The sequence below is a fragment of the Pseudomonas promysalinigenes genome, from assembly GCF_014269025.2.
Taxonomy (GTDB): domain Bacteria; phylum Pseudomonadota; class Gammaproteobacteria; order Pseudomonadales; family Pseudomonadaceae; genus Aquipseudomonas; species Aquipseudomonas promysalinigenes.
This window is the reverse complement of record NZ_CP077094.1, coordinates 4,573,952-4,597,362: the sequence shown is the minus strand read 5'-3', so window position 1 is coordinate 4,597,362 and position 23,411 is coordinate 4,573,952. Positions and strand designations below refer to the sequence as shown.

Here is a 23,411-nt window from a genome sequence, read left to right as displayed (position 1 = left end):
GCCCGTTGCGCGGGTAAACCTGCTCCTTCACGCCTGAGGGAGCGGGTTTACCCGCAAAGCACCCATCGCCGATCAAGGCACTTTAGGCACATCTGGCAGTGGCTTGCCTTTGGGCCAAAGCATCCATATCTGCCCCTGCTGTTTCATGTTGCCTGCCAGTTCACCGGCTTTCGGCCCGGTTCCCCAGAACAGGTCGGCCCGCACCTCGCCGGTGATGGCCCCGCCAGTATCCTGAGCGCCCACAGGCCGTACCACGGGTGTGCCGTCAGGGCGTGTTGTCGAAAGCCACAACAGGCTACCCAACGGGATGACCTTGCGGTCGATGGCCACACTGTAACCCGCCGTCAGGGGCACATTCAGCGAGCCTCTTGGCCCTTCATTGCTATCCGGGCGGGTGCTGAAGAACACGTAGCTTGGGTTGCTGGCCAACAGTTCCGGGACGCGCTGAGGGTTGGCCATGGCCCAGGCATGGATGCTGCCCATGGACACATCCTCCTTTTTCAGTTGCCCTTGCTCGACCAGCCAGCGTCCGATCGGTCGATAGGGGTGGCCATTCTGGTCGGCATAGCCCAGGCGCAATTGCCGGCCATCTTCCAGCTGCACCCGGCCTGAACCCTGTATTTGCAGGAACTGCAGGTCCATTGGGTCGGTCAGCCAGGCCAGTACGGGGGCTTTGACGCCATCGCGGTTGATGACCTCGGCGGTGTCGTAGGGCTTGAGTACACGCCCTTCCAGGCGCCCGCGCAGGCGCTTGCCCTTGAGTTCCGGGTACACGCTGGCCAGGTCGACCACTATCATGTCGTCGGGTACGCCATACACCGCTACGTGCGCGGCTTCTGTGCGTTTCAGGCTGCCGGGATAGACGGGTTCGTAGTAGCCGGTGATCAGGCCATTGGCGGTGTTGTCTGCCGAGCGCAGGCCATACACCTGCAGGTTCTGCTCAAGGAAGGTACGCACCTGTGCGGCGCTGGCCGTGTCGCTGCCGGCTGCCTCACAGGTGGCTGCCCACACCGGGTCGCGCTTGAGTTTTTCGCAGCCACTGCGCCAGGCATAGAAGCCTGCCAGCAAGTCTTCGTCGCTGACCGCCGGCAGGTCCTGCCAGGTAGCAGGGGCGTAGGTAGCGACGGCATGTGGTTCAGGCTTGGCGCTCTCGCCGCCATTGCAGCCGGCCAGCAAGGCCAGGGCAGGGAGCGTCCAGGCCAAGTGGCGCAGGGCAGTTCTCATTGGTTTGATCCTGTGCACGGCGAACATGAAAAATCGCCCTTATAAATATGTGGCTATTGGTCTTTGCAGGCATGGCGGCGATACTGGCCGCCCATTTGCGAGGCCTATGTGACTGTGATGTTCAAGCGATTGACTGTTGTACTGCTTGCCGCCCTTGCCCTTACCGCCTGTGACCGGGTCGACCCTAACTCGCCACTTGGCAAGCGCAAGGCCATTTTCAAGGACATGCTCAAGACCAGCGAAGATATGGGGGGCATGCTGCGTGGTCGCTTGCCTTTCGAGGGGCTGAAGTTCACCGAGGGCGCGCTTAGGCTCGACAGCCTGGCTCACGCGCCGTGGGAGCATTTTCCACAGGTGCGTGATGAGGGTGACAGCAGCGCGCGCGCAGAGGTTTGGCAGCGTCAGGAGCGTTTCCATGACCTTGCCCGGCAACTGGAGGGCGTGACCGGCGAGTTGGTCGAGTCGACCCGAACCCAGCCCTTGGACCCCGCGCAACTGAAAGCGCCCATGGCCAAGGTCGAGGCAGCGTGCAAAGCGTGCCACAGCGAATTTCGCAACCATTGATCGCCTGCCGCGACAGGCGCCCCCCACACGGTCAGCGGTCCAGGTCGTCCACTGCTTCCTGAAGTTCCTTGCGGGATTCGGCAAGCTTGTCTTTGCGCTTGTTGATTTTTTCAGCGTCGCCTTTTTTCTCGGCCTTTCTCAGGTCTTTTTCCCGTTGCGCCACCTCATGACGGGCATCGAGCACTTTTTGCTCGCGCTCTTTGCGCAGGCTGGCATCGGTGCAGTTCTCGACGCCGCGCAGCGCTTGCTCAAGGCCTGCGACTTGGTCGCTGTTGCCATGATCGCGGGCAATTTTGAGCTGGTTTTCGATAGCGCTGCGCTTGGCCGCGCAACCGCTGAGGCCTTGTTCGGGTTGAGCGGCTTGGGCGGCGCCGGTAGTGAGGCCTAGTGCGCTGAGCACTACCAGGGTGGAAATCAATTTCATCGGGGCCTCCTTGAGGGGGCGGGGCAGCAAAAGATGGAGCAAATCCTGCCTTGCTTTTGATGATTTAGGAACCCTTGTTGGACTTTTCTGACGCAATCCTGGCACTTCCTTACAAGGCGCCGCTGAAAAGTCATTCAAAACCGGCTATGCCATTTTCCGCCAGTTGCCGGGCAAGCTCTTGCACAGGCTCAGCTGCGAAAAACGCCTCTAGCTGGTTGGCGCGGGTAGCGCCAACGCCAGGCAGGGCTTGCCATTGCGCGGCGGAGCGGCTGGCGAGGGTTGCCCAGTCATCCTGCGTCGACCAGGCGCGCGGGGCCGGCACGCCAAGGCCGTTGACCCACTGGCTGAAGGGTCTGCTGCGGCCAAGCTCGAAACTGCGCTGCAGGCGGCTGGCGCTGTTGGCGCCGATCCCTGGCAGCTCGGCCAACTGCTCGGCATCCAGCGCCAGCCAGTCTGCCAGCGATGTCACCAGCCCGCCACGTACCAGTCGTCGCCAGGTGCCTGGCCCGGTGCCCGGCATGGCCAGGCCATGTTTGCCACTGAGCCAGGTCAGGCGCGCAACGAACTGTTCTTCGCAGTGGTCCGTCGCTTGCCAGCATGTCATTGGGCCGTAATCGTCGAGTGCAGGTGCTTTAACGCTGCGACGCTCGGCGGCGCGGTGTGCAACCTGCTCGAAGCGAGGGATGGTCAGCCCCGCCAGGCCGATGACGACGTGGTCCCCCGGGCCAACTTCGAGCGCCCGCCAGCGTGCGAGGGAGCCAAGGCTCACTTGCGCGATAAGGCGGTCATCGAACTGGACCGGCTGTAGTTTCAGAATGGGGGTGACCCTGCCAGTGCGGCCAATGCGAAAGTGCACGTCACGGACTTCGGCCAGCGCCTGGGTAATGGGGTACTTCCAGGCCGCGATCCAGTAGGGCGCGTTAACCTCCCAGCGCTCGGCGGCTGGCCTTGCATTCTGGCGCAGGATCACGCCGTCCGTGGCAAAGGGCAGGGCTGTGCGGTAAAAGTGCTGGCGCCACTGCTCCGCCTCGGCGGCAGTGCCGATGGACACACTCAAGCGCTGGCTGTCGGAAAAACCCAGGGCGGCCAACCTTGCCATGCGCTCGCCTTGATCCCTGGGCCCCTGCGGCCAGTCCCAGACGAACAGGGCGATGCCTAAGCCTTGTTCACCGCTCAGCTGCTTGCGTGCCAACAAGCCTGCGACCGTGGCGCGAGCGTTGACGCTGCCTGCCTGTGCCTGTACGTGGTGATCCAGATGCAGGTAAAGCTCGCCTTGCAATGTCAGGTCCAATGGGTGGGTCAGTGGATGGTTAAGGCGCTGCAGCGAGTCGATATGCCGGCTCCAGTCATGGCCGTTGATGCCATCTCCACGGCTGAGCAGCTGCACCAGCCGACCTTGGCGGTAGACCAGGGTGACTGCGACGCCATCCACCTTGGGTTGCAGCCAGACTTCGGCCTTGCCTCGCATCCATTGGGCCACAGCCCTTTCGTCCGAGAGCTTGGCGACACCTGTATGACGGATGGGGTGGGCGATCGGCCCACGTGCGCTGGCCAGCGAGTTCAGCTCGCTCGGCAGGGCGAAGCAGCCTTGCAGGTGCACAAGGCGCTGCCTGCTCTGGTCGTACACCTGGTCCGGCACCAGGGATTGACCCAGCCGGTGGTAGTGGTCGTCCCAACGGCGCACCGTTTCATGCAGGCGAGTGACCTCTGCATGAGCCCGCTCAGCCGACCAGTTCGGGCAGCCTGTGGCGTGGGTCTTGAGTGGCATGAACAGCAGCAACACTAGCAGCAGCGGCATGGCCAGCATCCTTGCTTGGCAGTGGAAGCTTCAGCCTAGGCAAACACGAGCAGCGCTGCCCTAGGCAGTTGTCAGCCGATATGTCACAAAAAAGGCCCCAGCCGATCGCTCGGCAGGGGCCTTCAGTTACCGCTGTAGGGAAATTACAGGCCGGCAGCGTCACGCAGCGACTGGGCGCGGTCGGTAAGCTCCCAGGTGAACGTGGTGAAGGTGTCGTCGCCGACGGTCTTCTGCTGCGGCTGGCGGCCGAAGTGCCCGTAGGCTGCGGTTTCCTGGTACATCGGGTGCAGCAGGTCGAGCATTTTGGTGATGGCATATGGGCGCAGATCGAAGCACTCACGCACCAGTTGAATGATCTTCTCGTCCGATACTTTGCCGGTGCCGAAGGTGTTGATCGATATCGAGGTTGGCTGGGCTACGCCAATGGCGTAGGACACCTGGATCTCGCAGCGTTCGGCCAGGCCTGCAGCGACGATGTTCTTGGCCACGTAACGGCCGGCGTAGGCAGCGGAGCGGTCGACCTTGGACGGGTCTTTGCCAGAGAAGGCCCCACCACCGTGACGTGCCATGCCGCCATAGGAGTCAACGATGATCTTGCGGCCGGTCAGGCCACAGTCGCCCACCGGGCCACCGATGATGAAGTTGCCGGTCGGGTTGATGTGGTACTGGGTGCCTTTGTGCAGCAGTTCGGCCGGCAGGGTGTGCTTGACGATCAGCTCCATCACGGCTTCCTGCAGGTCTTTTTGCGAGACCTCAGGATTGTGCTGGGTCGACAGCACCACCGCATCGATACCCACAACCTTGCCATTTTCGTAGCGGCAGGTGACCTGGGACTTGGCGTCCGGGCGCAGCCACGGCAGCAGGCCAGACTTGCGCGCTTCGGCCTGACGCTCGACCAGGCGGTGCGAGAAGCAGATCGGGGCCGGCATCAGTACGTCGGTTTCGTTGCTGGCGTAGCCGAACATCAAACCTTGGTCACCGGCGCCTTGGTCTTCCGGCTTGGAGCGGTCGACGCCCTGGGCGATGTCCACCGACTGCTTGCCGATGATGTTCATCACGGCGCAGGTGGCGCCGTCGAAACCAACGTCGGAGCTGTTGTAGCCGATATCGATGATGACCTTGCGCACCAGTTCTTCCAGGTCGACCCAGGCAGAGGTGCTGACTTCACCGGCGATGATGGCGACACCGGTCTTGACCAGGGTTTCACAGGCTACGCGGGCGTATTTGTCCTGGGCGATGATGGCATCCAGGACCGCGTCCGAAATCTGGTCGGCGATTTTGTCCGGATGCCCTTCAGACACGGACTCGGAGGTGAAAAGGGAGTATTCGCTCATCTCGACGGGTTCCTAAAATTTACCGATGGTGAGTGTCGCCAGCCGTCCGCTGAAAATGGCGGACCTGAATCTGGAAACCGTTACGCAAGCCCACATACAGGCTGTCCCCGGGGGCCAGCCCGGCTGCTGTGGCCCAACGGGCCAGGTCGTCCTGTTCGAAGCCTAGCCAGAGGTCGCCGCAGGCTTCCCGCGCCCACCCCTGGTCATGGCTGCACAGTTCGGTGACCAGCAGGCTGCCGCCTGCCTTCACCCGTTTGGCCAGCTGGCGCAGGGCCAGGGCCGGGTCGCTGAAGTGGTGCAGGACCATATTCAGCACAACGCAGTCGGCTTCCACATCCGTTGCACCCAGTGCATCGGCCAACTGCAGGTTTACATTACTCAGGCATTCGCGTTCGCAGACCTGGCGCGCCAGCTCGAGCATGGTCGGGCTGTTATCCATGGCCGTGACCTTGGCGAAGCGCCGCGCCAGGTCCGGCAGGAAGCCGCCATCGCCGGGGCCAACTTCCAGTGCACTGGCAGCCGGGGCGAAGTTCAGCTTGTCGAGCAGCGCCAGCAGGCTCTCGCGGTACTGCGGCAGGCCGGCGATCAGGTCTTGCTGGGCGCGAAACTTCTCTTCCACACGCAGGAAGAAGTCCTGGCTGGTGGCGGCTCGGCGTTGCTGCACCTGGGCGATGCGCGCCTGTACGTCCTCGGGCAAAGTCAGACCGTCAACTTCATCGAGCAGGGCCATGTGCAGGCGCCCGCCAAAGCGCTGGCCGTCGGGCAGGGCACGGCGATAGAAAATCGCATTGCCCTCACGCCGGGTGGCCACGAGATCCGCCTGGGCCAGCACTTTGAGGTGATGGCTCATGCCTGACTGGCCGATGTCGAAGATCTGCGCAAGCTCCAGCACGCCGAACGAATCGCTGGCCAACGCGCGCAATACATTCAGGCGCAGCTCGTCGCCACTGGCTTTGCACAGAGCAGCCAGTGTGTCGCTTTGCTGGGGCAGCGGTTGCGCACGTAGGTTCATGGGGCGGCAGTCTAGACAGGCAAGGCTGCCCTAGCAAGGTCAATATCAAAAAGTTTTGATATTGATGGATGGGCGGGTACATCTGTCGATTTTTTCGCCGCAATGCGGCCCAATCACAGGAAAATCCCCCAACTGCGACCATCCGTCATTGCCCCCGGCCCCCGCAGTGGGCGAAAATAGCCGTCTTTTTCGTCTCACCACCCCTTTCAAGCCCCCAGGAGATAAGCGATGCCCAGCCGTCGTGAACGTGCCAACGCCATTCGTGCCCTCAGCATGGATGCCGTGCAAAAGGCCAACAGCGGCCACCCAGGTGCCCCAATGGGCATGGCGGATATCGCCGAAGTGCTGTGGCGCGACTACATGAAGCACAACCCGAGCAACCCGGATTTCGCCGACCGTGACCGCTTCGTGCTGTCCAACGGCCACGGCTCGATGCTGATCTACTCGCTGCTGCACCTGACCGGCTACGACCTGTCGATCGACGACCTCAAGGGTTTCCGCCAACTGCACAGCCGTACCCCAGGCCACCCGGAATATGGCTACACCCCGGGCGTTGAGACCACCACCGGCCCGCTCGGTCAGGGCCTGGCCAACGCCGTGGGCTTCGCCCTGGCCGAAAAAGTCCTGGCTGCCCAGTTCAACCGTGAAGGCCACAACATCGTCGACCACAACACCTATGTATTCATGGGCGACGGTTGCATGATGGAAGGCATCTCCCACGAAGTCGCTTCCCTTGCCGGCACTTTGGGCCTGAACAAGCTGATCGCCTTCTATGACGACAATGGCATCTCCATCGACGGTGAAGTGCACGGCTGGTTCACCGATAACACCCCAGCACGTTTCGAAGCGTACAACTGGCAGGTGATCCGCAACGTCAACGGCCACGACGCCGACGAGATCAAGATGGCCATCGAGACGGCGCGCAAGAGCGACCGCCCGACCCTGATCTGCTGCAAGACCACCATCGGCTTCGGTTCGCCGAACAAGCAGGGTAAAGAAGACAGCCACGGCGCTCCGCTGGGCAGTGACGAAATCGCCCTGACCCGCAAAGCATTGAACTGGAGCCACGGCCCGTTCGAAATCCCGGCCGACATTTATGCCGAATGGGATGCCAAAGAAGCCGGTGCCAAGGCTGAAGCCGACTGGAACCTGCGTTTCGAGGCATACGCCAAGGCTTACCCCGAGCTGGCTGCCGAGTTCAAGCGCCGTGACAGCGGCGAGCTGCCGGCCGACTTCAGCGAAAAGGCCCAGGCCTATATCAACGAAGTGGCTGCCAAGGGTGAAACCATCGCCAGCCGCAAGGCCAGCCAGAACGCGCTCAATGCCTTCGGCCCGCTGCTGCCTGAGTTTCTCGGTGGTTCGGCTGACCTGGCCGGTTCCAACCTGACCCTGTGGAAAGGCTGCAAAGGCGTCGAAGCAAACGATGCCAGCGGCAACTACGTGTTCTACGGCGTGCGTGAATTCGGCATGACTGCGATCATGAACGGTGTTGCCCTGCACGGTGGCCTGGTCCCTTACGGCGCGACCTTCCTGATGTTCATGGAATACGCCCGCAACGCGGTGCGCATGTCGGCCCTGATGAAGCAGCGCGTGATTCATGTCTACACCCACGACTCCATCGGTCTTGGCGAAGACGGCCCGACTCACCAGCCGATCGAGCAGCTCGCCAGCCTGCGCAGCACCCCCAACCTGGATACCTGGCGCCCAGCCGACGCGGTCGAATCGGCCGTTTCCTGGAAAAACGCCCTGGAACGCAAGGACGGCCCATCTGCGCTGATCTTCTCGCGCCAGAACCTGCAGCACCAGGAGCGCGACGCACAGCAGATCGCTGACATCAGCCGCGGTGGCTACGTGCTCAAGGATTGCGCTGGCGAGCCGGAGCTGATTCTGATCGCCACCGGTTCGGAAGTGGGCCTGGCCGTTCAGGCCCATGCCAAGCTCACCGAGCAAGGCCGCAAAGTCCGCGTTGTCTCCATGCCTTGCACCAGCGTGTTCGATGCTCAGGACGCTGCGTACAAGCAGTCGGTACTGCCGGTCGAAGTGGCTGCGCGCATCGCCATCGAAGCCGCCCATGCTGACTTCTGGTACAAATATGTGGGGCTGGAAGGCCGTATCATCGGCATGACCACCTACGGTGAATCGGCCCCGGCCGCTGCACTGTTCGAGGAGTTCGGCTTCACCCTGGACAACATTCTGGGTACTGCCGAAGAACTGCTGGAAGACTGATGTAAAGATCTGCGGGCGGTGTCGCCCCTGCTCGCGGGCAAGCCCGCCCCCACAGAGGTTGCATATGACCCTGTGGCGGCGGGCTTGCCCGCGAATAAGGGCCACGCACTCGATCCGTAGGCTGATGACAATAAGACTGTCTCGTGAGCACCGAATGCCCCACCCGCGTCCCTACAAAGTTGCACTCAACGGTTATGGCCGCATCGGCCGCTGTGTCCTGCGCGCACTGTTCGAGCGGGGGGCCCAGGCCGGCTTCGAGATCGTCGCGCTCAACGACCTGGCCGACCAGGCCAGTATCGAATACCTGACACGCTTCGACTCCACCCACGGGCGTTTTCCCGGCCAGGTGAGGGTCGATGGCGATTGTCTGCATATCAATGGCGATTGCGTGAAAGTCATGCGCAGTGCCACCCCTGAAGGCATCGATTGGGCCGCTTTGGGCATCGACCTGGTGCTGGAATGCTCGGGTGTCTATCACACCCGCGCCGATGGCCAGCGCTTCCTTGATGCCGGCGCACCGCGCGTGCTTTTCTCGCAGCCGATGGCCAGTGAAGCCGACGTCGACGCCACCGTGGTCTACGGCATCAACCAACAGTGCCTGACCGGTACCGAACGCTTGGTTTCCAACGCTTCGTGTACCACCAACTGTGGTGTGCCGCTGCTGCGCGTGCTTGACCAGGCATTGGGTATCGAGTACGTGCAGATCACCACCATTCACTCGGCGATGAACGATCAGCCGGTGATCGACGCCTACCACCATGAAGACCTGCGCCGCACGCGCTCGGCCTTCCAGTCGGTTATCCCGGTATCCACCGGCCTTGCGCGCGGTATCGAGCGCCTGCTTCCGGAACTTGCCGGGCGAATCCAGGCCAAAGCGGTACGTGTGCCAACCGTCAACGTCTCATGCCTGGACATCACCCTGCAGACCTCCCGCGACACCAGCGCGGCCGAAGTCAACCGGGTGCTGCGCGAGGCCGCGCTGAGCGGCCCGCTCAAAGGCTTGTTGGCATACACCGAGCTGCCTCACGCCAGCTGTGATTTCAACCATGACCCGCATTCGGCCATCGTCGATGCCAGCCAGACCCGCGTTTCCGGCACTCGCCTGGTGAACCTGCTGGCCTGGTTCGACAACGAATGGGGGTTCGCCAACCGTATGCTCGACGTTGCCGACCATTATCTGCACGTCGTTCACCCAACCCGCAGCAAACAGCCCTGAAGGACTGCATTCATGACCGTGTTGAAGATGACCGACCTCGACCTGCAAGGTAAGCGCGTACTGATTCGCGAAGACCTCAACGTTCCTGTGAAGGACGGTGTGGTATCCAGCGATGCGCGTATCCTGGCAGCGCTGCCGACCATCAAGCTGGCCCTGGAAAAGGGTGCAGCGGTGATGGTCTGCTCGCACCTGGGCCGCCCGACCGAAGGCGAGTTCTCTGCCGAGAACAGCCTGCAGCCGGTTGCCGACTACCTGAGTAAGGCCCTGGGCCGCGATGTACCGTTGGTTGCCGACTACCTGGGCGGCGTTCAAGTGAACGCAGGTGACCTGGTGCTGTTCGAAAACGTGCGCTTCAACAAGGGTGAGAAGAAAAACGCTGACGAGCTGGCCCAGCAGTACGCGGCTTTGTGTGACGTGTTCGTGATGGACGCTTTCGGCACCGCTCACCGCGCCGAAGGCTCCACCCATGGCGTGGCGAAGTTCGCCAAAATCGCTGCTGCCGGCCCGCTGCTGGCCGCTGAGCTGGATGCCTTGGGCAAGGCCCTCAAGGCCCCGGCCAAACCGATGGCGGCCATCGTCGCTGGCTCCAAGGTGTCGACCAAGCTGGATGTCCTGAACAGCTTGAGCGGCGTGTGCGACCAACTGATCGTCGGTGGCGGCATCGCCAACACCTTCCTGGCAGCAGCCGGTCACCCGGTTGGCAAGTCGCTGTACGAGCCTGACCTGGTCGAAACGGCCAAGGCCATCGCCGCCAAGGTCAGCGTTCCCCTACCGGTCGATGTCGTGGTGGCCAAGGAGTTCGCCGAAACCGCGCAAGCTACGGTCAAGGCCATTGCCGACGTAGCTGCCGACGACATGATCCTGGACATCGGCCCGCAAACCGCTGCCCAGTTCGCCGACCTGCTGAAGTCGTCCAAGACCATTTTGTGGAATGGCCCGGTTGGCGTATTCGAGTTCGATCAATTCGGTAACGGCACTCAGGTACTGGCCAAGGCCATCGCTGAAAGCGCTGCATTTTCCATCGCCGGTGGTGGCGATACTCTGGCTGCCATCGACAAATATGGCGTAAGCAAGGATATCTCCTACATTTCTACCGGTGGCGGTGCCTTCCTCGAGTTCGTCGAAGGCAAAGTGCTGCCGGCCGTGGCGATCCTTGAAGAGCGGGCAAAAGCCTGAGCAGGGCGGCGCCTGGCAAAGGGAGTGACCTGATGGTCAAGCAATTGCCTTTGATGATTCTGGCTGGCCTGCTAGGCGCGTGCTCCAGCAGCCCGTCCCCTGAGGCCGACCCCTCGCAACCGCCCAAGGGCGGTTGCTACCAGTCTGAATGGCAGGCCGAAACCGTGCCGGTCATCAGCAAGCGTGTGGGCCCGCAAGGCCTGGAAAAGTACGACGAAGAACACCAGCGCCAGGCGCCGGGTTGCCCTTGAAGTGCGTTCCTGCCTCGGGCGTTTGGTCGGGGCAGGCAACCAAGCGACTGCAATGCGGTCATCTAGAGGATATGCAATGAAAGCGCTGCTGGCCGCGACGGCCCTGGCGACACTGGCAGGCTGCTCGCTGATGCAGTCTGCGCCCTCCGCCCCTGCGGATGACTGGACCCGCTGGGTGTGCGACACCCAGGCCGAAGTGCTGTGGCGCTTTGCCGATGCCGAGCGCGACCAGGTTGACGTACGCCTGGGCGGCGGTGACCAGGTATACCGGCTCAAATCCGAGCCGGGCGCCTCTGGCGCGCTGTACAGCGACGGCGTGCTGGCCTTTCACACCAAGGGCGAAGAAGGCCTGGTGTACTGGGTGGCGACCAACGATCTGATTGGGCGGGGCTGCAAGGCACCGTGAATGGCCGGGCCGCCCAGGTGGCCCACACTACTTGAACAGCAACCGCCCCTGCGGCAGGCTTGCACGAAACAAACGACGCTTGTCGGGAGAGAGATACACAATGGCACTCATTAGCATGCGCCAGATGCTGGACCACGCCGCCGAGTTCGGTTACGGCGTTCCGGCTTTCAACGTCAACAACCTCGAGCAGATGCGCGCCATCATGGAAGCGGCCGACAAGACCGACTCTCCAGTGATCGTCCAGGCTTCGGCCGGTGCCCGCAAATATGCCGGTGCTCCGTTCCTGCGCCACCTGATCCTGGCTGCCATCGAAGAATTCCCGCACATTCCGGTGTGCATGCACCAGGACCACGGCACCAGCCCTGACGTGTGCCAGCGTTCCATTCAGTTGGGCTTCAGCTCGGTAATGATGGACGGCTCGCTGGGCGAGGATGGCAAGACCCCGACCGACTACGAGTACAACGTGCGCGTCACCCAGCAGACCGTGGCCATGGCCCACGCCTGTGGTGTTTCGGTAGAAGGTGAACTGGGCTGCCTGGGTTCGCTGGAGACCGGCATGGCCGGTGAAGAAGACGGCATCGGTGCCGAAGGTGTGCTGGACCACAGCCAAATGCTGACCGACCCGGAAGAAGCCGCCGACTTCGTCAAGAAAACCCAGGTCGACGCCCTGGCCATCGCCATCGGCACCAGCCACGGTGCGTACAAGTTCACCAAGCCACCTACCGGTGACGTGCTGGCCATCGACCGTATCAAGGAAATTCACAAGCGTATCCCCAACACCCACCTGGTGATGCACGGTTCTTCCTCGGTACCACAAGAGTGGCTGGCGATCATCAACCAGTACGGTGGCGACATCAAGGAAACCTACGGTGTACCGGTCGAGGAAATCGTCGAAGGCATCAAACACGGCGTTCGCAAGGTCAACATCGACACCGACCTGCGTCTGGCCTCTACCGGTGCCATGCGCCGCCTGATGGCGCAGAACCCGAGCGAGTTCGACCCGCGCAAATTCTTCGGTGAGACCGTGAAGGCCATGCGTGATGTGTGCATCGCCCGTTACGAAGCCTTCGGCACCGCCGGCAATGCCTCGAAGATCAAGCCGATCTCCCTGGAAGGCATGTTCCAGCGCTACCTCAAAGGTGAGCTGGCCGCCAAGGTCAACTGAGTCTCAGGCAAGAACTGAAGAAACCCGCAGCGATGCGGGTTTTTTTATGTGTCGCAAATGCTGCAGGCACACCGTTAGTCGGCTAACGTGAAACTTGTCGATTGATAGCTATCTGGTTGCATTGCTTGCTGCATGCACGGGTCTAGAGTGTTAATCGGATCCAAAAGGACTTTGAAGTCGGTCATACAAGAGACGCAGCATGGATGGCGCTTACCCTCAACCACTGGATGGAACGTCTGTTCTTCTGGTGGTAGATGATTACCCGGAAAACCTCATCAGCATGCGTGCCCTGCTGGCGCGCAACGATTGGCAAGTATTGACCGCAAGCTCGGGCATGGAGGCCTTGGGCAAGCTGCTGGAACACGAGGTCGATCTGGTCCTGCTCGATGTGCAGATGCCGGAAATGGATGGTTTTGAGGTGGCCCGCCTGATGCGCGGCAGCCAGCGTACCCGGCTGACCCCAATCATCTTCCTCACCGCCAACGAGCAGTCCGAAGCGGCCGTGCTCAAGGGCTATGCCAGCGGGGCGGTGGATTATCTGTTCAAGCCGTTCGATCCTCAGATCCTCAAGCCCAAGGTTCAAGCCCAGTTGGAACAGCAGCGCAATCGGCGCATGCTGCAGCGCCTGACCCGGGAGCTTGAGGCTGCCCGGACGTTCAACGCCTCCATCCTCGAAAACGCCGCCGAGGGCATCCTGGTTGTCGACGCCAGCGGCGTCATCAGCTTCGCCAACCCGGCAATCTCAAGCTTGATGTGCGCTCCGGTTGGGCAACTTCAGGGTTCCCGCCTGCTTGATCTGCTGCAATTGGCCAGTGCCAGCTTGTGGAACGAGTCCGAGTTCTACAACGCCTACCTGACGCGGCAGATCGTACGCGTCCACGATGCCCACCTGCGCACCCCGCAGGGCCACCTGATACCGGTCGCCCTGTCATGCGCGCCGCTGCCGGCGGAACAGCAGTCGATGGTGGTCACGGTGCTGGACATGTCGGCCGAGCGTAGCCTGCACCAGCAACTGGAATATCAGGCGGTGACCGATCCTCTGACCGGGCTGCTCAACCGCCGTGGTTTCTATCAGTCGGCCGAAGGCGTGTTGCTGCGCGGCGAGCATTCGAACAAGGCCCAGGCCTTGATGTACATGGACCTGGACGGGTTTAAGCGGATCAATGACTCGCTGGGCCACGAAGCCGGCGACCGGGTGCTGCGCTGGGTGGCTGAGCAGATCAAAGACTGCCTTGGCAGCGAGGCGCTGTTGGCGCGCATCGGCGGTGACGAGTTCATCGCGCTGTTCGATGGTTTGCCCTATCCGGAGCTAGCCGGGCGCCACGCCGAGAAGCTGCTCGAGCGGGTGTCGATTCAGCAGCAGGTGGACGGGGTCGACGTGTGCCTGGGCGTGAGCATCGGCATCGCCACATACCCCGACTGCGGCGCGAATGTCGAGGGCTTGCTGCGCGCTGCCGATACCGCGATGTATGCGGCCAAGCAGGCCGGCCGCCACCAGTATCGTTTTTATGATGTGGAACTCAATGGCCGCGCTCGTTCGCGCCTGATGCTCGAAGACAGCGTGCGCAATGCCATCGAAGACCACGACTTCACCCTTGTCTACCAACCTCAGGTGGCCTTTGCCGATGGTCGCCTGCGTGGTTTCGAGGCGCTGCTGCGCTGGCAGCACCCAAGCGTAGGCGATGTGCCGCCCGGCCTGTTCATCCCGCTGCTGGAGGAGGCGCGCCTGATCAACCGGCTGGCCAGCTGGATCTATCGTCAAGGCGCCGCGCAACGTCAGGCGTGGTGCCGGGCATTTGCCCCGGAACTGGTCTTGGGCATCAGCCTGAGCCGAGCGCAGTTCACCATGCCGAGCCTGGTCGATGAACTGCAGCGGGTGATTCAGGATTATCACCTGGACCCGGCACAACTGGAGGTCGAGGTGGCCGAGACCTCCTTGATGTACAACATCGAGGCGGCGATCAAACAGACCCAACGCCTGCGCGACCTGGGCGTGCGAGTGGCCTTGGACGACTTTGGCGCTGGCGACTGCTCGCTGCGCATGTTGCGCGACCTGCCTATCGACACCTTGAAGCTGGACCGCCATCTGGTGGCGCGTTTGCCGGATTCGGCGGTAGATGCCGCTTTGGTGCGTACGGTCATCGATTTGTGCGGGCAGTACGGCATCACTGTGATCGCCGAGGGGGTAGAGACACAGGCCCAGGCCGCGTGGCTCAAAGCGAACGGATGCGCTTACAGTCAGGGTTTTCTGGTGGCACATCCACTGACAGCGGCCGATGCCACTGGCTTTCCGGCAATTTATCCCTGGCCTGGGCTGTGATTGGCTAGAATCAGCGTTCGTTACGCCGAAGCCATGCCATGACCGTATTACGCTATTTGCAAGCCTACCCCCCGCACCTGCAAGAGCAGGTGCGGCAGATGATCGACAGCGACCGCCTGGGCCAATACCTTGAACGGCGCTACCCCGGGCGCCATGACGTGCAGAGCGACAAGGCGCTGTACAGTTATGCCCAGGACCTGCGCCAGCAATACCTGCGCAGCGCGCCTAACCTGGACAAGGTACTGTTCGACAACCGCTTGGACCTGACCCATCGGGCCCTGGGGCTCAACACGGCGGTATCGCGAGTACAGGGTGGCAAGCTCAAGGCGAAGAAAGAAATTCGAATCGCCTCGTTGTTCAAGGAGGCCGCGCCGGAATTTCTGCGCATGATCGTGGTGCACGAGCTGGCGCACCTGCGCGAGCGCGACCACAACAAAGCGTTCTACCAGCTCTGCCAACACATGGAGCCGGCCTACCATCAACTGGAGTTCGACCTGCGCGTCTACCTGACCTACCGGGAGTTGCCGGGCAACCTGTAAGGACCACGCAGCATGGATGTGAGCAAGACCAAAAGCAGTTTCTATCGCCGCCTGTACGTGGCCTGGCTGATCGACAGCCAGGCTGCCACCAGCGTGCCAGCGCTTGTGGAGGCCACCGGCATGCCTCGGCGTACGGCCCAGGACACCATCGCTGCGCTCGCCGACCTGGATATCCTTTGTGAGTTCGAGCAGCAGGAAGGGGCGCGCAACCATGCTGGGCATTATCGCATTCACGACTGGGGGGCGATCGACAAGCAGTGGATCGTCCGCAACCTGCGGCAGGTCAAAGAAGTACTGGGCTATCCATGAGTTGTTGCGTCCTCACGGCCAAAATAGAGGCTAAATGACACTATTGGCTGCTGCCACCTGCAGCCTCTTTGTGTACGCTCACTTTTGCGAATCGCCTATCACTGCGTGTGCCCCCCACTGCAAAAGGACTTATGCATGCGGCCACTGCTTTGCGCGTTGGGTTTGCTGGGTGTGCTCGTTGCAGGTCCTGCACTGGCCCAGAACAAGCTGCGGCTAGTGGCCGATACCTGGCCGCCGTTCACCGAAAGCAGCATGCCGGGCGGTGGCTTGGCCACCAGCCTGGTCACCACGGCGCTGGCCCGCGCCGGTTATACCAGCAGCTACGAGCAAGTGCCTTGGGCGCGAGCGTTGATGGGCATTGGCGAGGGGCGCTACGACGTGCTGATAAACGCTTGGCACAACGATGCACGCAAACGGCTTGGGCAGTTCTCCAAGGGCTACCTGAGCAATCGCATCCGCCTCCTCAAGCGCAAGGGCCAGACGTTGCGCTACCAACGCCAGTCCGATCTCTATCCCTTCAGTATCGCTGTGGTGCGCGACTACGCTTACTCTTCAGCGTTCGATGCCGACACCCTCCTGCACAAGGTGCCAGTGCGCGACTTTTCAACCGCCGTGCGCATGCTGGCTGCCGCGAGGGTCGACCTGGCTGTGGAGGATGAATACGTCGCCCGCTACAACTTGCAACGCGAGCCGCAGAGTGTGCGCGATGAGGTGGAACTGATGGAGCCATTGCTGGGTGAGAATACCCTGCATATTCTGGTGAGCCTCAAGCACCCCGACCACCAGCAAATCGTCGAGCGCTTCGACCAGGCCATCGCTGCTATGAAAGCCGATGGAAGCTACGCACGGCTGCTGCACCAGTATGGTTTCTGACCCCGCCTGTTATCGGGTGAAGCTCACCACCGAGGGTTAAGACTGCCTCGCAGGGAACGCTAGTGGGTAGGTGCCGCTTCAGCGGCGAGCAGACCGCTGTAAAAAGCACCTCAGGTAGATGGCGCCTCTTTGATCAGGTGAGCAGCCAGCGTGCGCAGCGGCGCGAGTTGCCGGCATATCAGCGCCAACTGCGTCTGCACCAGCCTTTGATGCTCATCCAGCTCATCGGGCATCTGCTCCAGAGCATTGGCCAGGGCCTCTTCGGTATCACTGTGTATGGCCACTGGCAGCCGTGCCGACAGACCATTGGCGATTTCGTCCAGGCTGTTGGCCAGGCTTTGTCCGGCGCCGTCGATCAACTGCTCCTGCACATCGGTCGGCAAGGCGGTGTCGCGGTGAGCACCCAGCCCCGACAGGTAGCTGAGCAAGGTATGCGAGAGCACCAGGAAGCGGAAACCGACATCAGCTTCCTTACGGAAATGCCCAGGCTCCATCAACATGTTGGCCAGCGTGGTCGACAGCGCTGCGTCGGCGTTGTGGGCGTTGCGTCGAGCCAGGCGGTAGGCGAGGTCGTCGCGCTTGCCGTAAGCATACTGCTGCATGATCTGGCGCAGGTACACGCTGGCGCAGGTGAGGGTGTTGGCCAGTGCCTTGTTCAGCCGCCGGCCTTGCCAGTCGGGGAGGAACAGGAATACCGCGAGGATCGCGATCAGGCTGCCGACCAAGGTATCGAACAAGCGCGGCAGGAACAGGCCGTAGCCATCCCCAATCTGGTTGAAGCAGAACAGTACCATCAGGGTGATCGCAGCCGTGGCCAGGGCGTAGCGGGTGGTACGGTTGACGAAGAACACCACCCCTGCAGCCACGGCGAACAGTGACTGGATCACCGGGTTGGGGAACAGGTCGAACAGCGCCCAGCCTACGGTCAGGCCTATCGCGGTGCCGAATATCCGCTGCACCAGCTTGCGCCGGGTGGCGCCGTAGTTGGGCTGGCAGACGAACAACGTAGTGAGGATGATCCAGTAACCCTGGGTCGGGTGGATTAGGTGCACCATGCCGTAACCGATCGAAAGCGCCAGCGGCAGGCGCAGCGCGTGACGGAACAGCAGCGAAGTCGGCGTAAGCTGGGTACGCAGGCGTGTCCAGACATCCTTGAAGTTGCGCGGCGAGCGGTCGAGCAGGCTGCTGTCGCTGGCATCGGCCAGGCTGTCGGGGTTGCTGGCGGCGCTGAGCAGGCGGTCGAGGGTGGCCAGGTTGGCGGCCAGCGCCCGCAGTGAGCGTAACAGGCCGCGCCAGGCCGGGTTGCTTTGCAAGCGCAAGTGCTCGAGGGAGGCGTTGAGGTCTTCCAGGGCTTCGGCAAAGCCTGTGGCCAGCACGAATGGCTGACGCAGGCGGATGGAGCGTGCCAGTTCCTGGCAGGAGGCGCCTTGCTTGCGCAGCAGGCGCTGGCAACGAAACATCACATCGCTATGGAAGAACGCTTCGTTAAGGGCGTTGTAGGGGTAGTGCGAGGCACTGACCCGCTCATGGATGTCCTGGGCCAAGAAGTACAACTTCAGGTAGCGGCTGACCTTGGAGTTCGGTTGGCTGTTGCCAACCCGGTGCAAGATGATTTCCTTGGCAGCGTTCAATGCTGCCACGACCTTGCCATTCTGCCGAGCAAGGTCCAGGCGCTGGGCCTCGACATCGAGGTTGCGGATCGGCTCGAACAGGCTGGCCTTGAGCTTGAGGTAGCTGCCCAATTCATAGAACAGCTTGGCCAGGCTCTGCTGCACCGGCTGGTTGGAGAACAGCGCCTGCCACAGCACCGAGAGCAGGCCATACCATGCAGCGCCCGCCACCAGCAGCATCGGCTCGTGCCAGAAATCGCTGACCTGGCCACCGCGTTGGTCTACACCGATCATGGTGTAGACCGAAGTGATCAGGGTTGCCGATGCGATCGCACCATAACGCTCGCCCAGGGCGCCGAGCATGGTCAGCGCGAAGGCTGCCAGCGCCAGGGCGATGACGAAGATCCACGGGTAGGGGAACAGCAACTCCACAGCGAGTGCGGCAATGGCAAAGCAGGGAAGGGTGACCGCCAGGGCGCTGAGGCGGCCTTGCCAGCTGTCATCGGTCTCGGCCAGGGCACTGGCGATGATGCCGAGAAACAGTGGGATCAACAGGGCCATTTCGTTCTGGTACCAGCACAGGGCCAGGCTGCCGGTAAGGGCGATGGTGACCCGGATGCTGTAGCTGAACTTGTCTTGGCCCCACAGACGACGCAGTGACTGACGCAACGAGCTCGATGACATGATGGCCTGCTAGGCAGTGATCGAATGAATGCATTGCAGCACGGCCAGCAAGAAGCGTTCCGTGCTGCTGAATGGATTCTACTCTACACGAACTGCGCTGCGGCGTTGGCCGATGCCCAGGCCCACTGGAAATTGAAACCACCCAAATGGCCGGTAACGTCGAGCACTTCGCCGATGAAGTACAAACCAGAGCTTTTCAGCGATTCCATGGTTTTTGACGACACCTCACGGGTGTCGACGCCGCCGAGGGTGACTTCCGCTGTGCGATAGCCTTCGGTACCCGCTGGCACCACTTGCCAGTTGGCCAGTTGCTCCGCGATCTGGGCCAGTTGCACTGGTGTGTACTGCTTCATCGGCCGCGACTCGAACCATTGGTCGGCCAATAGGTTGGCCAGCTTGCGGGTGAATACCTCGCCCAGCACGGTCTTCAATTCGGCGTTGGCGCGCTCGACCTGCATCTGCTGCAGCCAGCTCAGTGCATCGCGGTCGGGCAGCAGGTTGATTTGCACGGTATCGCCGGCTTCCCAGAACGAGGAAATCTGCAGGATCGCGGGGCCACTGAGGCCGCGATGGGTAAACAGCAGGTTCTCCCGGAAGCTGGCGCCGTTGCAGCTGGCGGTGCAGTCCAACGAGGTGCCCGAAAGCTCGGTGCAAAGTGCCTTGAGTTGGGGCTCGGTGATCGTGAACGGCACCAGTCCGGCTCGGGTCGGCAGCAGGGTGTGGCCGAACTGGCGGGCTACCTGGTAGCCGAAACCGGTAGCGCCCAAAGTCGGGATCGACAGGCCGCCGGTGGCGATGACCAGTGACTGGCAGGCAAACTGGCCGCCGCTGGTTTGCAGCAAATAGCCGGCTTCGGTCTTCTCGATGTGCTCGATACTGGTGTGCATGCGGATCTCGGCGCCTGCCTCATCGCATTCGGCCAGGAGCATATCGAGGATGTCGCTGGCCTTGTTGTCGCAGAACAGCTGGCCGAGCTTCTTTTCGTGGTACGGCACTGCATGCTTGGCAACCAGCTCGATGAAGTCCCACTGGGTGTAGCGGGCCAGCGCCGATTTGCAGAAGTGCGCGTTATGCGAGAGGAAATTGCTCGGCTCGGTGTAGAGGTTGGTGAAGTTGCAGCGCCCGCCGCCGGACATCAGGATCTTCTTGCCGGGTTTGTTGGCGTGGTCGAGCAACAATACCCGGCGGCCGCGGCGCGCGCTGAGCTGGGCACACATCAGGCCGGCGGCGCCGGCGCCGAGGATGATCACGTCGGTGGAATGCACGGTGTAAACCTTCTTGAAAAAACGCTGAACCCTGTGCAAGCGGTTCACCCGCGAAGACGGTGGTGAGCCCACTGTCACCTTCGCGGGTAAACCCGCTTCTACCAGGACCTTGCCTGGCTTTAGACGATACGAACTTTAAGGGCTCGGCCCTTGATCTTGCCGCTGTTCAGGCGCTGCATGGCCTGTTTGGCCAGTGGCCGCTCTACCGCCACATAAGCCTGGAAGTCGAAGATCGCGATCTTGCCCACTTGCTTGCCTGGGATGCCTGCATCTCCGGTCAATGCACCAAGGATGTCACCCGGACGCAGCTTGTCCTTGCGCCCGGCGCCGATGCACAGCGTGCTCATCAACGGCAACAAGGGTTCACCCTTGTTCTTCAGGCTGTCGAGCTGGTCCCAGCGCAGCGGGGTTTTCTGCAGCGTTTCGATGGCCTGGGCGCGGTGGCCTTCGGCCGGCGCTACCAGGCTCACCGCGATGCCTTTCTCGCCTGCGCGGCCAGTGCGGCCCACCCGGTGCACATGGATTTCGGCATCCCGGGCCAATTCGACGTTGATGACCATGTCCAGCCCGTCGATGTCCAGGCCCCGCGCTGCCACGTCAGTGGCTACCAGCACCGAGCTGCTGCGGTTGGCGAACATCGTCAGCACCTGATCACGGTCACGCTGCTCCAGATCACCGTGCAGCGCCTGGGCGACGATGCCCTTGGCGGTCAGGTGAGCCACCACGTCCTCGCATTGCTGCTTGGTGAAGCAGAACGCCACGCACGACTGTGGGCGGTAGTGGCCCAGTACACGGGTGACGGCCTCCAAGCGCTGCTGCGGGTCGATCTCGATGAAGCGCTGCTCGATCTGGTTGTCGGCATGCAGGCTTTCGACTTTCACCTGTTGCGGCTTGCGCATGAAATCGGCCGCCAATTGCTCGATGCCTGCCGGGTAGGTAGCCGAGAACAGCAGGGTCTGGCGGCGCGCTGGCGTCTTGCCGATGATGCTGGCGATGGCGTCGAAAAAGCCCATGTCGAGCATGCGATCGGCTTCGTCCAGCACCAGGGTATTGAGGCCGTCGAGCACCAGGGTGCCTTTGTCCAAGTGCTGCTGGATGCGCCCGGGGGTACCGACGATGATGTGCGCGCCATGTTCCAGCGAGGCGATCTGCGGGCCCAGCGACACGCCACCGCACAGCGTGAGGATCTTGATGTTGTCCTCGGCGCGGGCAAGTCGGCGCAGCTCCTTGGCCACCTGATCGGCCAGCTCGCGGGTAGGGCACAGCACCAGCGCCTGGCAGCCGAAGTAGCGTGGGTTGATCGGGTTGAGCAGGCCGATACCGAAGGCGGCGGTCTTGCCGCTACCTGTCTTGGCCTGGGCGATCAGGTCCTGGCCCTTGAGGATGACGGGTAGGCTCTGGGCCTGGATCGGCGTCATCGAGGCATAGCCCAGGGCGTCCAGGTTGGCCAGCATGGCGGCGGACAGCGGCAGGGTGGCAAAGGCGGTAGTTTCGGTGGTCACGAGGCGGGCCTGCGTTGCGAAGCGAAAAATGCTGCACAGTCTACCAGCCTCGTGGCCATTCGCCCTACGACTCGATGTCTTGTTCCGGACGACGGGCACGCCTTCCGTCCGTGGGCGCCAGTTGCAGGAAGATGGCCGCGGCGAGCATCGCCATGATGCCGATGGTGACGAAGGTCAGCTGGAAGGCACCCAGCGTGGTTTCCACGCCATCGGCATTACCGGCGGCAGTGAACCCGCCGAGCAGGGCGCCAGCGCAGGCCACGCCGAGGCTCAGCGACAACTGTGCGACAACTGACAGCAGGCTGTTGCCGCTGCTGGCGCTGGCGTCGTCCAGGTCGATCAGGGTGACGGTATTCATCGCTGTGAACTGCATCGAGTTGACCGCACCCAGCAGTGCCAGTTGCACCAGCAGCATGGCATAAGGGGTCTGCTCGTCGACCAGGCCAAGGCTGGCCAGCAGGATGCCCAGCAGCAACGTGTTGCTGGTCAGCACGATGCGATACCCCAGGCGCTCGATCAAGGGCCGGGCGACCGACTTGGCCAGCATGGCCGATGCCGCCAGGGGGATCATGCTCATGCCGGCCTGAGCTGGCGAATAGCCCAGCGCCACCTGCAGCAGCAGCGGCACCAGAAATGGCAGCGCGCCGCTGCCCAGGCGAGAGAACAGGTTGCCGAGAATCCCGATGGCGAAGGTGCGCACGCGGAACAGGCTGGGTGAGAACAGCGGCTCCGGGTCGCGACCGGCGCGCAGCCAGTAGGCTGCCAGGCAGGCCATGCCGGCGAACAGCAACAGCATGACGCGCAGGTGCGGCAGGTGCAGCTCACCGAGGCCTTCCATGGCGATGGTGATCAGCACCATTGCCGCGCCGAACAGCACAAAGCCTGGGCCGTCGAAAGTGGTGCGTTCGGCACCGCGCAGGTCAGGGATGAACTTCCAGACCGCGTAGCAGCCTAGCGCCCCGACTGGCAGGTTGAGCAAGAAGATCCAGTGCCAACTGAGGATTTCCACCAGCCACCCACCCAAGGTCGGGCCGAGCAGCGGGCCGAGCAGGCCGGGTATGGTGATGAAACTCATGATTCGCACCAGCTCGGTGCGCGGGTAGGCGCGCAGTACCACAAGCCGCCCAACCGGCAGCATCAGGGCGCCCCCCAGGCCCTGCACCACGCGGGCGAAGATCAGAAAGCCCAGGCTGTTGGCCATGGCGCAAAGCAGCGAGCCGAAACTGAACAGCAGGATGGCACTGAAAAAGATGCGTTTGGTACCGAAGCGGTCGGCGATCCACCCAGAGGCCGGAATCAACAGCGCTACTGTGAGCATGTAGGCAATGATCACCCCCTGCATGCGCAGCGGGTCTTCGGCCAGCGAGCGGGCCATCGCCGGCAATGCCGTGTTGAGGATGGTGCCGTCCAGCGACTGCATGAAGAAGGCGATGGCCACCACCCAGGGCAGCCAGCGGGCGGTGATCGGGTCAAGCGGTGGACGTTCGGGCATGACTTCCTCGTTTGTCATTGC

The 23,411-nt window shown here is 62.3% G+C and carries 20 protein-coding genes; 11 read left to right on the top strand and 9 right to left on the bottom strand.

The genetic code is table 11. The annotated features are described in order from the left end of the window. Nucleotides 1–72 precede the first annotated feature (72 nt). On the bottom strand, nt 73–1,224 hold the full coding sequence (gene mltA / locus HU725_RS20865) for a murein transglycosylase A (protein ID WP_186476335.1): 1,152 nt from the start codon (nt 1,222–1,224) through the stop codon (nt 73–75). Between the two features lie 117 nt (nt 1,225–1,341). Between mltA and HU725_RS20860 the strand changes: the two genes are divergently transcribed. Then, nucleotides 1,342–1,788, top strand: coding sequence for a c-type cytochrome (locus HU725_RS20860; RefSeq protein WP_186476336.1), 447 nt, complete (start codon nt 1,342–1,344; stop codon nt 1,786–1,788). Between the two features lie 31 nt (nt 1,789–1,819). On the opposite strand, the gene HU725_RS20855 is transcribed toward HU725_RS20860, so the two are convergent. From HU725_RS20855 to HU725_RS20840, 4 genes are all read right to left on the bottom strand, one after another. After that, entirely contained in the window at nt 1,820–2,212 is a 393-nt protein-coding gene (locus tag HU725_RS20855) for a DUF1090 domain-containing protein (protein ID WP_060478145.1), read from the bottom strand. Between the two features lie 130 nt (nt 2,213–2,342). Further along, complete coding sequence (ligB, locus tag HU725_RS20850; RefSeq protein WP_186476337.1) at nt 2,343–4,010, bottom strand: NAD-dependent DNA ligase LigB; 1,668 nt, start codon at nt 4,008–4,010, stop codon at nt 2,343–2,345. A gap of 143 nt (nt 4,011–4,153) precedes the next feature. Next, on the bottom strand, nt 4,154–5,344 hold the full coding sequence (gene metK, locus HU725_RS20845) for a methionine adenosyltransferase (RefSeq protein WP_060478143.1): 1,191 nt from the start codon (nt 5,342–5,344) through the stop codon (nt 4,154–4,156). Nucleotides 5,345–5,363: 19 nt separating this feature from the next. Further along, entirely contained in the window at nt 5,364–6,356 is a 993-nt protein-coding gene (locus tag HU725_RS20840; RefSeq protein WP_186476338.1) for an ArsR/SmtB family transcription factor, read from the bottom strand. Between the two features lie 228 nt (nt 6,357–6,584). On the opposite strand from HU725_RS20840, the gene tkt reads away from it, so the two are divergent. From tkt to HU725_RS20790, 10 genes are all read left to right on the top strand, one after another. Next, nucleotides 6,585–8,582, top strand: coding sequence for a transketolase (gene tkt / locus HU725_RS20835; protein ID WP_060478141.1), 1,998 nt, complete (start codon nt 6,585–6,587; stop codon nt 8,580–8,582). A 154-nt stretch (nt 8,583–8,736) separates the two neighbouring features. Then, nucleotides 8,737–9,798 carry an erythrose-4-phosphate dehydrogenase gene (gene epd, locus HU725_RS20830; RefSeq protein ID WP_186476339.1) on the top strand — a complete coding sequence of 354 codons (1,062 nt, stop codon included), beginning with the start codon at nt 8,737–8,739 and terminating at the stop codon, nt 9,796–9,798. 12 nt (nt 9,799–9,810) lie between these two features. Further along, on the top strand, nt 9,811–10,974 hold the full coding sequence (locus HU725_RS20825; RefSeq protein WP_060478139.1) for a phosphoglycerate kinase: 1,164 nt from the start codon (nt 9,811–9,813) through the stop codon (nt 10,972–10,974). Between the two features lie 32 nt (nt 10,975–11,006). Next, nucleotides 11,007–11,225 (top strand): hypothetical protein, encoded by a 219-nt coding sequence (locus tag HU725_RS20820; protein ID WP_060478138.1) that lies wholly within the window; start codon nt 11,007–11,009, stop codon nt 11,223–11,225. A 76-nt stretch (nt 11,226–11,301) separates the two neighbouring features. Then, nucleotides 11,302–11,631, top strand: a complete 330-nt coding sequence (locus HU725_RS20815; RefSeq protein WP_186476340.1) for an MliC family protein — start codon at nt 11,302–11,304, stop codon at nt 11,629–11,631. 100 nt (nt 11,632–11,731) lie between these two features. Next, nucleotides 11,732–12,796 carry a class II fructose-bisphosphate aldolase gene (fba, locus tag HU725_RS20810; protein WP_008093958.1) on the top strand — a complete coding sequence of 355 codons (1,065 nt, stop codon included), beginning with the start codon at nt 11,732–11,734 and terminating at the stop codon, nt 12,794–12,796. Nucleotides 12,797–12,995: 199 nt separating this feature from the next. After that, a complete protein-coding gene (locus HU725_RS20805; RefSeq protein WP_186476341.1) occupies nt 12,996–15,116 on the top strand; it encodes a putative bifunctional diguanylate cyclase/phosphodiesterase in 2,121 nt (706 codons plus the stop codon). Between the two features lie 38 nt (nt 15,117–15,154). After that, nucleotides 15,155–15,655: a M48 metallopeptidase family protein gene (locus tag HU725_RS20800; RefSeq protein ID WP_060478135.1), complete on the top strand. Its 501-nt coding sequence runs from the start codon at nt 15,155–15,157 to the stop codon at nt 15,653–15,655. A 12-nt stretch (nt 15,656–15,667) separates the two neighbouring features. Next, entirely contained in the window at nt 15,668–15,964 is a 297-nt protein-coding gene (locus HU725_RS20795; RefSeq protein WP_186476342.1) for a winged helix-turn-helix domain-containing protein, read from the top strand. Between the two features lie 135 nt (nt 15,965–16,099). Continuing rightward, nucleotides 16,100–16,837, top strand: a complete 738-nt coding sequence (locus HU725_RS20790; protein WP_186476343.1) for a substrate-binding periplasmic protein — start codon at nt 16,100–16,102, stop codon at nt 16,835–16,837. A 110-nt stretch (nt 16,838–16,947) separates the two neighbouring features. Here HU725_RS20790 and yccS read toward each other — a convergent pair whose 3' ends face one another. The 4 genes from yccS to mdtD form a co-directional block, all read right to left on the bottom strand. Next, the gene (gene yccS, locus HU725_RS20785; RefSeq protein ID WP_186476344.1) at nt 16,948–19,131 is read right to left on the bottom strand and encodes a YccS family putative transporter; all 2,184 of its coding nucleotides are present in this window, start codon (nt 19,129–19,131) and stop codon (nt 16,948–16,950) included. 83 nt (nt 19,132–19,214) lie between these two features. After that, entirely contained in the window at nt 19,215–20,396 is a 1,182-nt protein-coding gene (locus tag HU725_RS20780) for a BaiN/RdsA family NAD(P)/FAD-dependent oxidoreductase (RefSeq protein ID WP_186476345.1), read from the bottom strand. A 119-nt stretch (nt 20,397–20,515) separates the two neighbouring features. After that, a complete protein-coding gene (gene dbpA, locus HU725_RS20775) occupies nt 20,516–21,850 on the bottom strand; it encodes an ATP-dependent RNA helicase DbpA (protein ID WP_230849756.1) in 1,335 nt (444 codons plus the stop codon). 112 nt (nt 21,851–21,962) lie between these two features. Continuing rightward, on the bottom strand, nt 21,963–23,390 hold the full coding sequence (mdtD, locus tag HU725_RS20770) for a multidrug transporter subunit MdtD (RefSeq protein ID WP_060478130.1): 1,428 nt from the start codon (nt 23,388–23,390) through the stop codon (nt 21,963–21,965). Nucleotides 23,391–23,411 lie beyond the last annotated feature (21 nt).

Excerpts from the sequence above, each read along its gene's own strand:
- mltA (WP_186476335.1), bottom strand. The coding sequence starts at position 1,224 with ATGAGAACTGCCCTGCGCCACTTGGCCTGGACGCTCCCTGCCCTGGCC.
- HU725_RS20860 (WP_186476336.1), top strand. The coding sequence starts at position 1,342 with ATGTTCAAGCGATTGACTGTTGTACTGCTTGCCGCCCTTGCCCTTACC.
- HU725_RS20855 (WP_060478145.1), bottom strand. The coding sequence starts at position 2,212 with ATGAAATTGATTTCCACCCTGGTAGTGCTCAGCGCACTAGGCCTCACT.
- ligB (WP_186476337.1), bottom strand. The coding sequence starts at position 4,010 with ATGCCGCTGCTGCTAGTGTTGCTGCTGTTCATGCCACTCAAGACCCAC.
- metK (WP_060478143.1), bottom strand. The coding sequence starts at position 5,344 with ATGAGCGAATACTCCCTTTTCACCTCCGAGTCCGTGTCTGAAGGGCAT.
- HU725_RS20840 (WP_186476338.1), bottom strand. The coding sequence starts at position 6,356 with ATGAACCTACGTGCGCAACCGCTGCCCCAGCAAAGCGACACACTGGCT.
- tkt (WP_060478141.1), top strand. The coding sequence starts at position 6,585 with ATGCCCAGCCGTCGTGAACGTGCCAACGCCATTCGTGCCCTCAGCATG.
- epd (WP_186476339.1), top strand. The coding sequence starts at position 8,737 with ATGCCCCACCCGCGTCCCTACAAAGTTGCACTCAACGGTTATGGCCGC.
- HU725_RS20825 (WP_060478139.1), top strand. The coding sequence starts at position 9,811 with ATGACCGTGTTGAAGATGACCGACCTCGACCTGCAAGGTAAGCGCGTA.
- HU725_RS20820 (WP_060478138.1), top strand. The coding sequence starts at position 11,007 with ATGGTCAAGCAATTGCCTTTGATGATTCTGGCTGGCCTGCTAGGCGCG.
- HU725_RS20815 (WP_186476340.1), top strand. The coding sequence starts at position 11,302 with ATGAAAGCGCTGCTGGCCGCGACGGCCCTGGCGACACTGGCAGGCTGC.
- fba (WP_008093958.1), top strand. The coding sequence starts at position 11,732 with ATGGCACTCATTAGCATGCGCCAGATGCTGGACCACGCCGCCGAGTTC.
- HU725_RS20805 (WP_186476341.1), top strand. The coding sequence starts at position 12,996 with ATGGATGGCGCTTACCCTCAACCACTGGATGGAACGTCTGTTCTTCTG.
- HU725_RS20800 (WP_060478135.1), top strand. The coding sequence starts at position 15,155 with ATGACCGTATTACGCTATTTGCAAGCCTACCCCCCGCACCTGCAAGAG.
- HU725_RS20795 (WP_186476342.1), top strand. The coding sequence starts at position 15,668 with ATGGATGTGAGCAAGACCAAAAGCAGTTTCTATCGCCGCCTGTACGTG.
- HU725_RS20790 (WP_186476343.1), top strand. The coding sequence starts at position 16,100 with ATGCGGCCACTGCTTTGCGCGTTGGGTTTGCTGGGTGTGCTCGTTGCA.
- yccS (WP_186476344.1), bottom strand. The coding sequence starts at position 19,131 with ATGTCATCGAGCTCGTTGCGTCAGTCACTGCGTCGTCTGTGGGGCCAA.
- dbpA (WP_230849756.1), bottom strand. The coding sequence starts at position 21,850 with ATGCTGGCCAACCTGGACGCCCTGGGCTATGCCTCGATGACGCCGATC.
- mdtD (WP_060478130.1), bottom strand. The coding sequence starts at position 23,390 with ATGCCCGAACGTCCACCGCTTGACCCGATCACCGCCCGCTGGCTGCCC.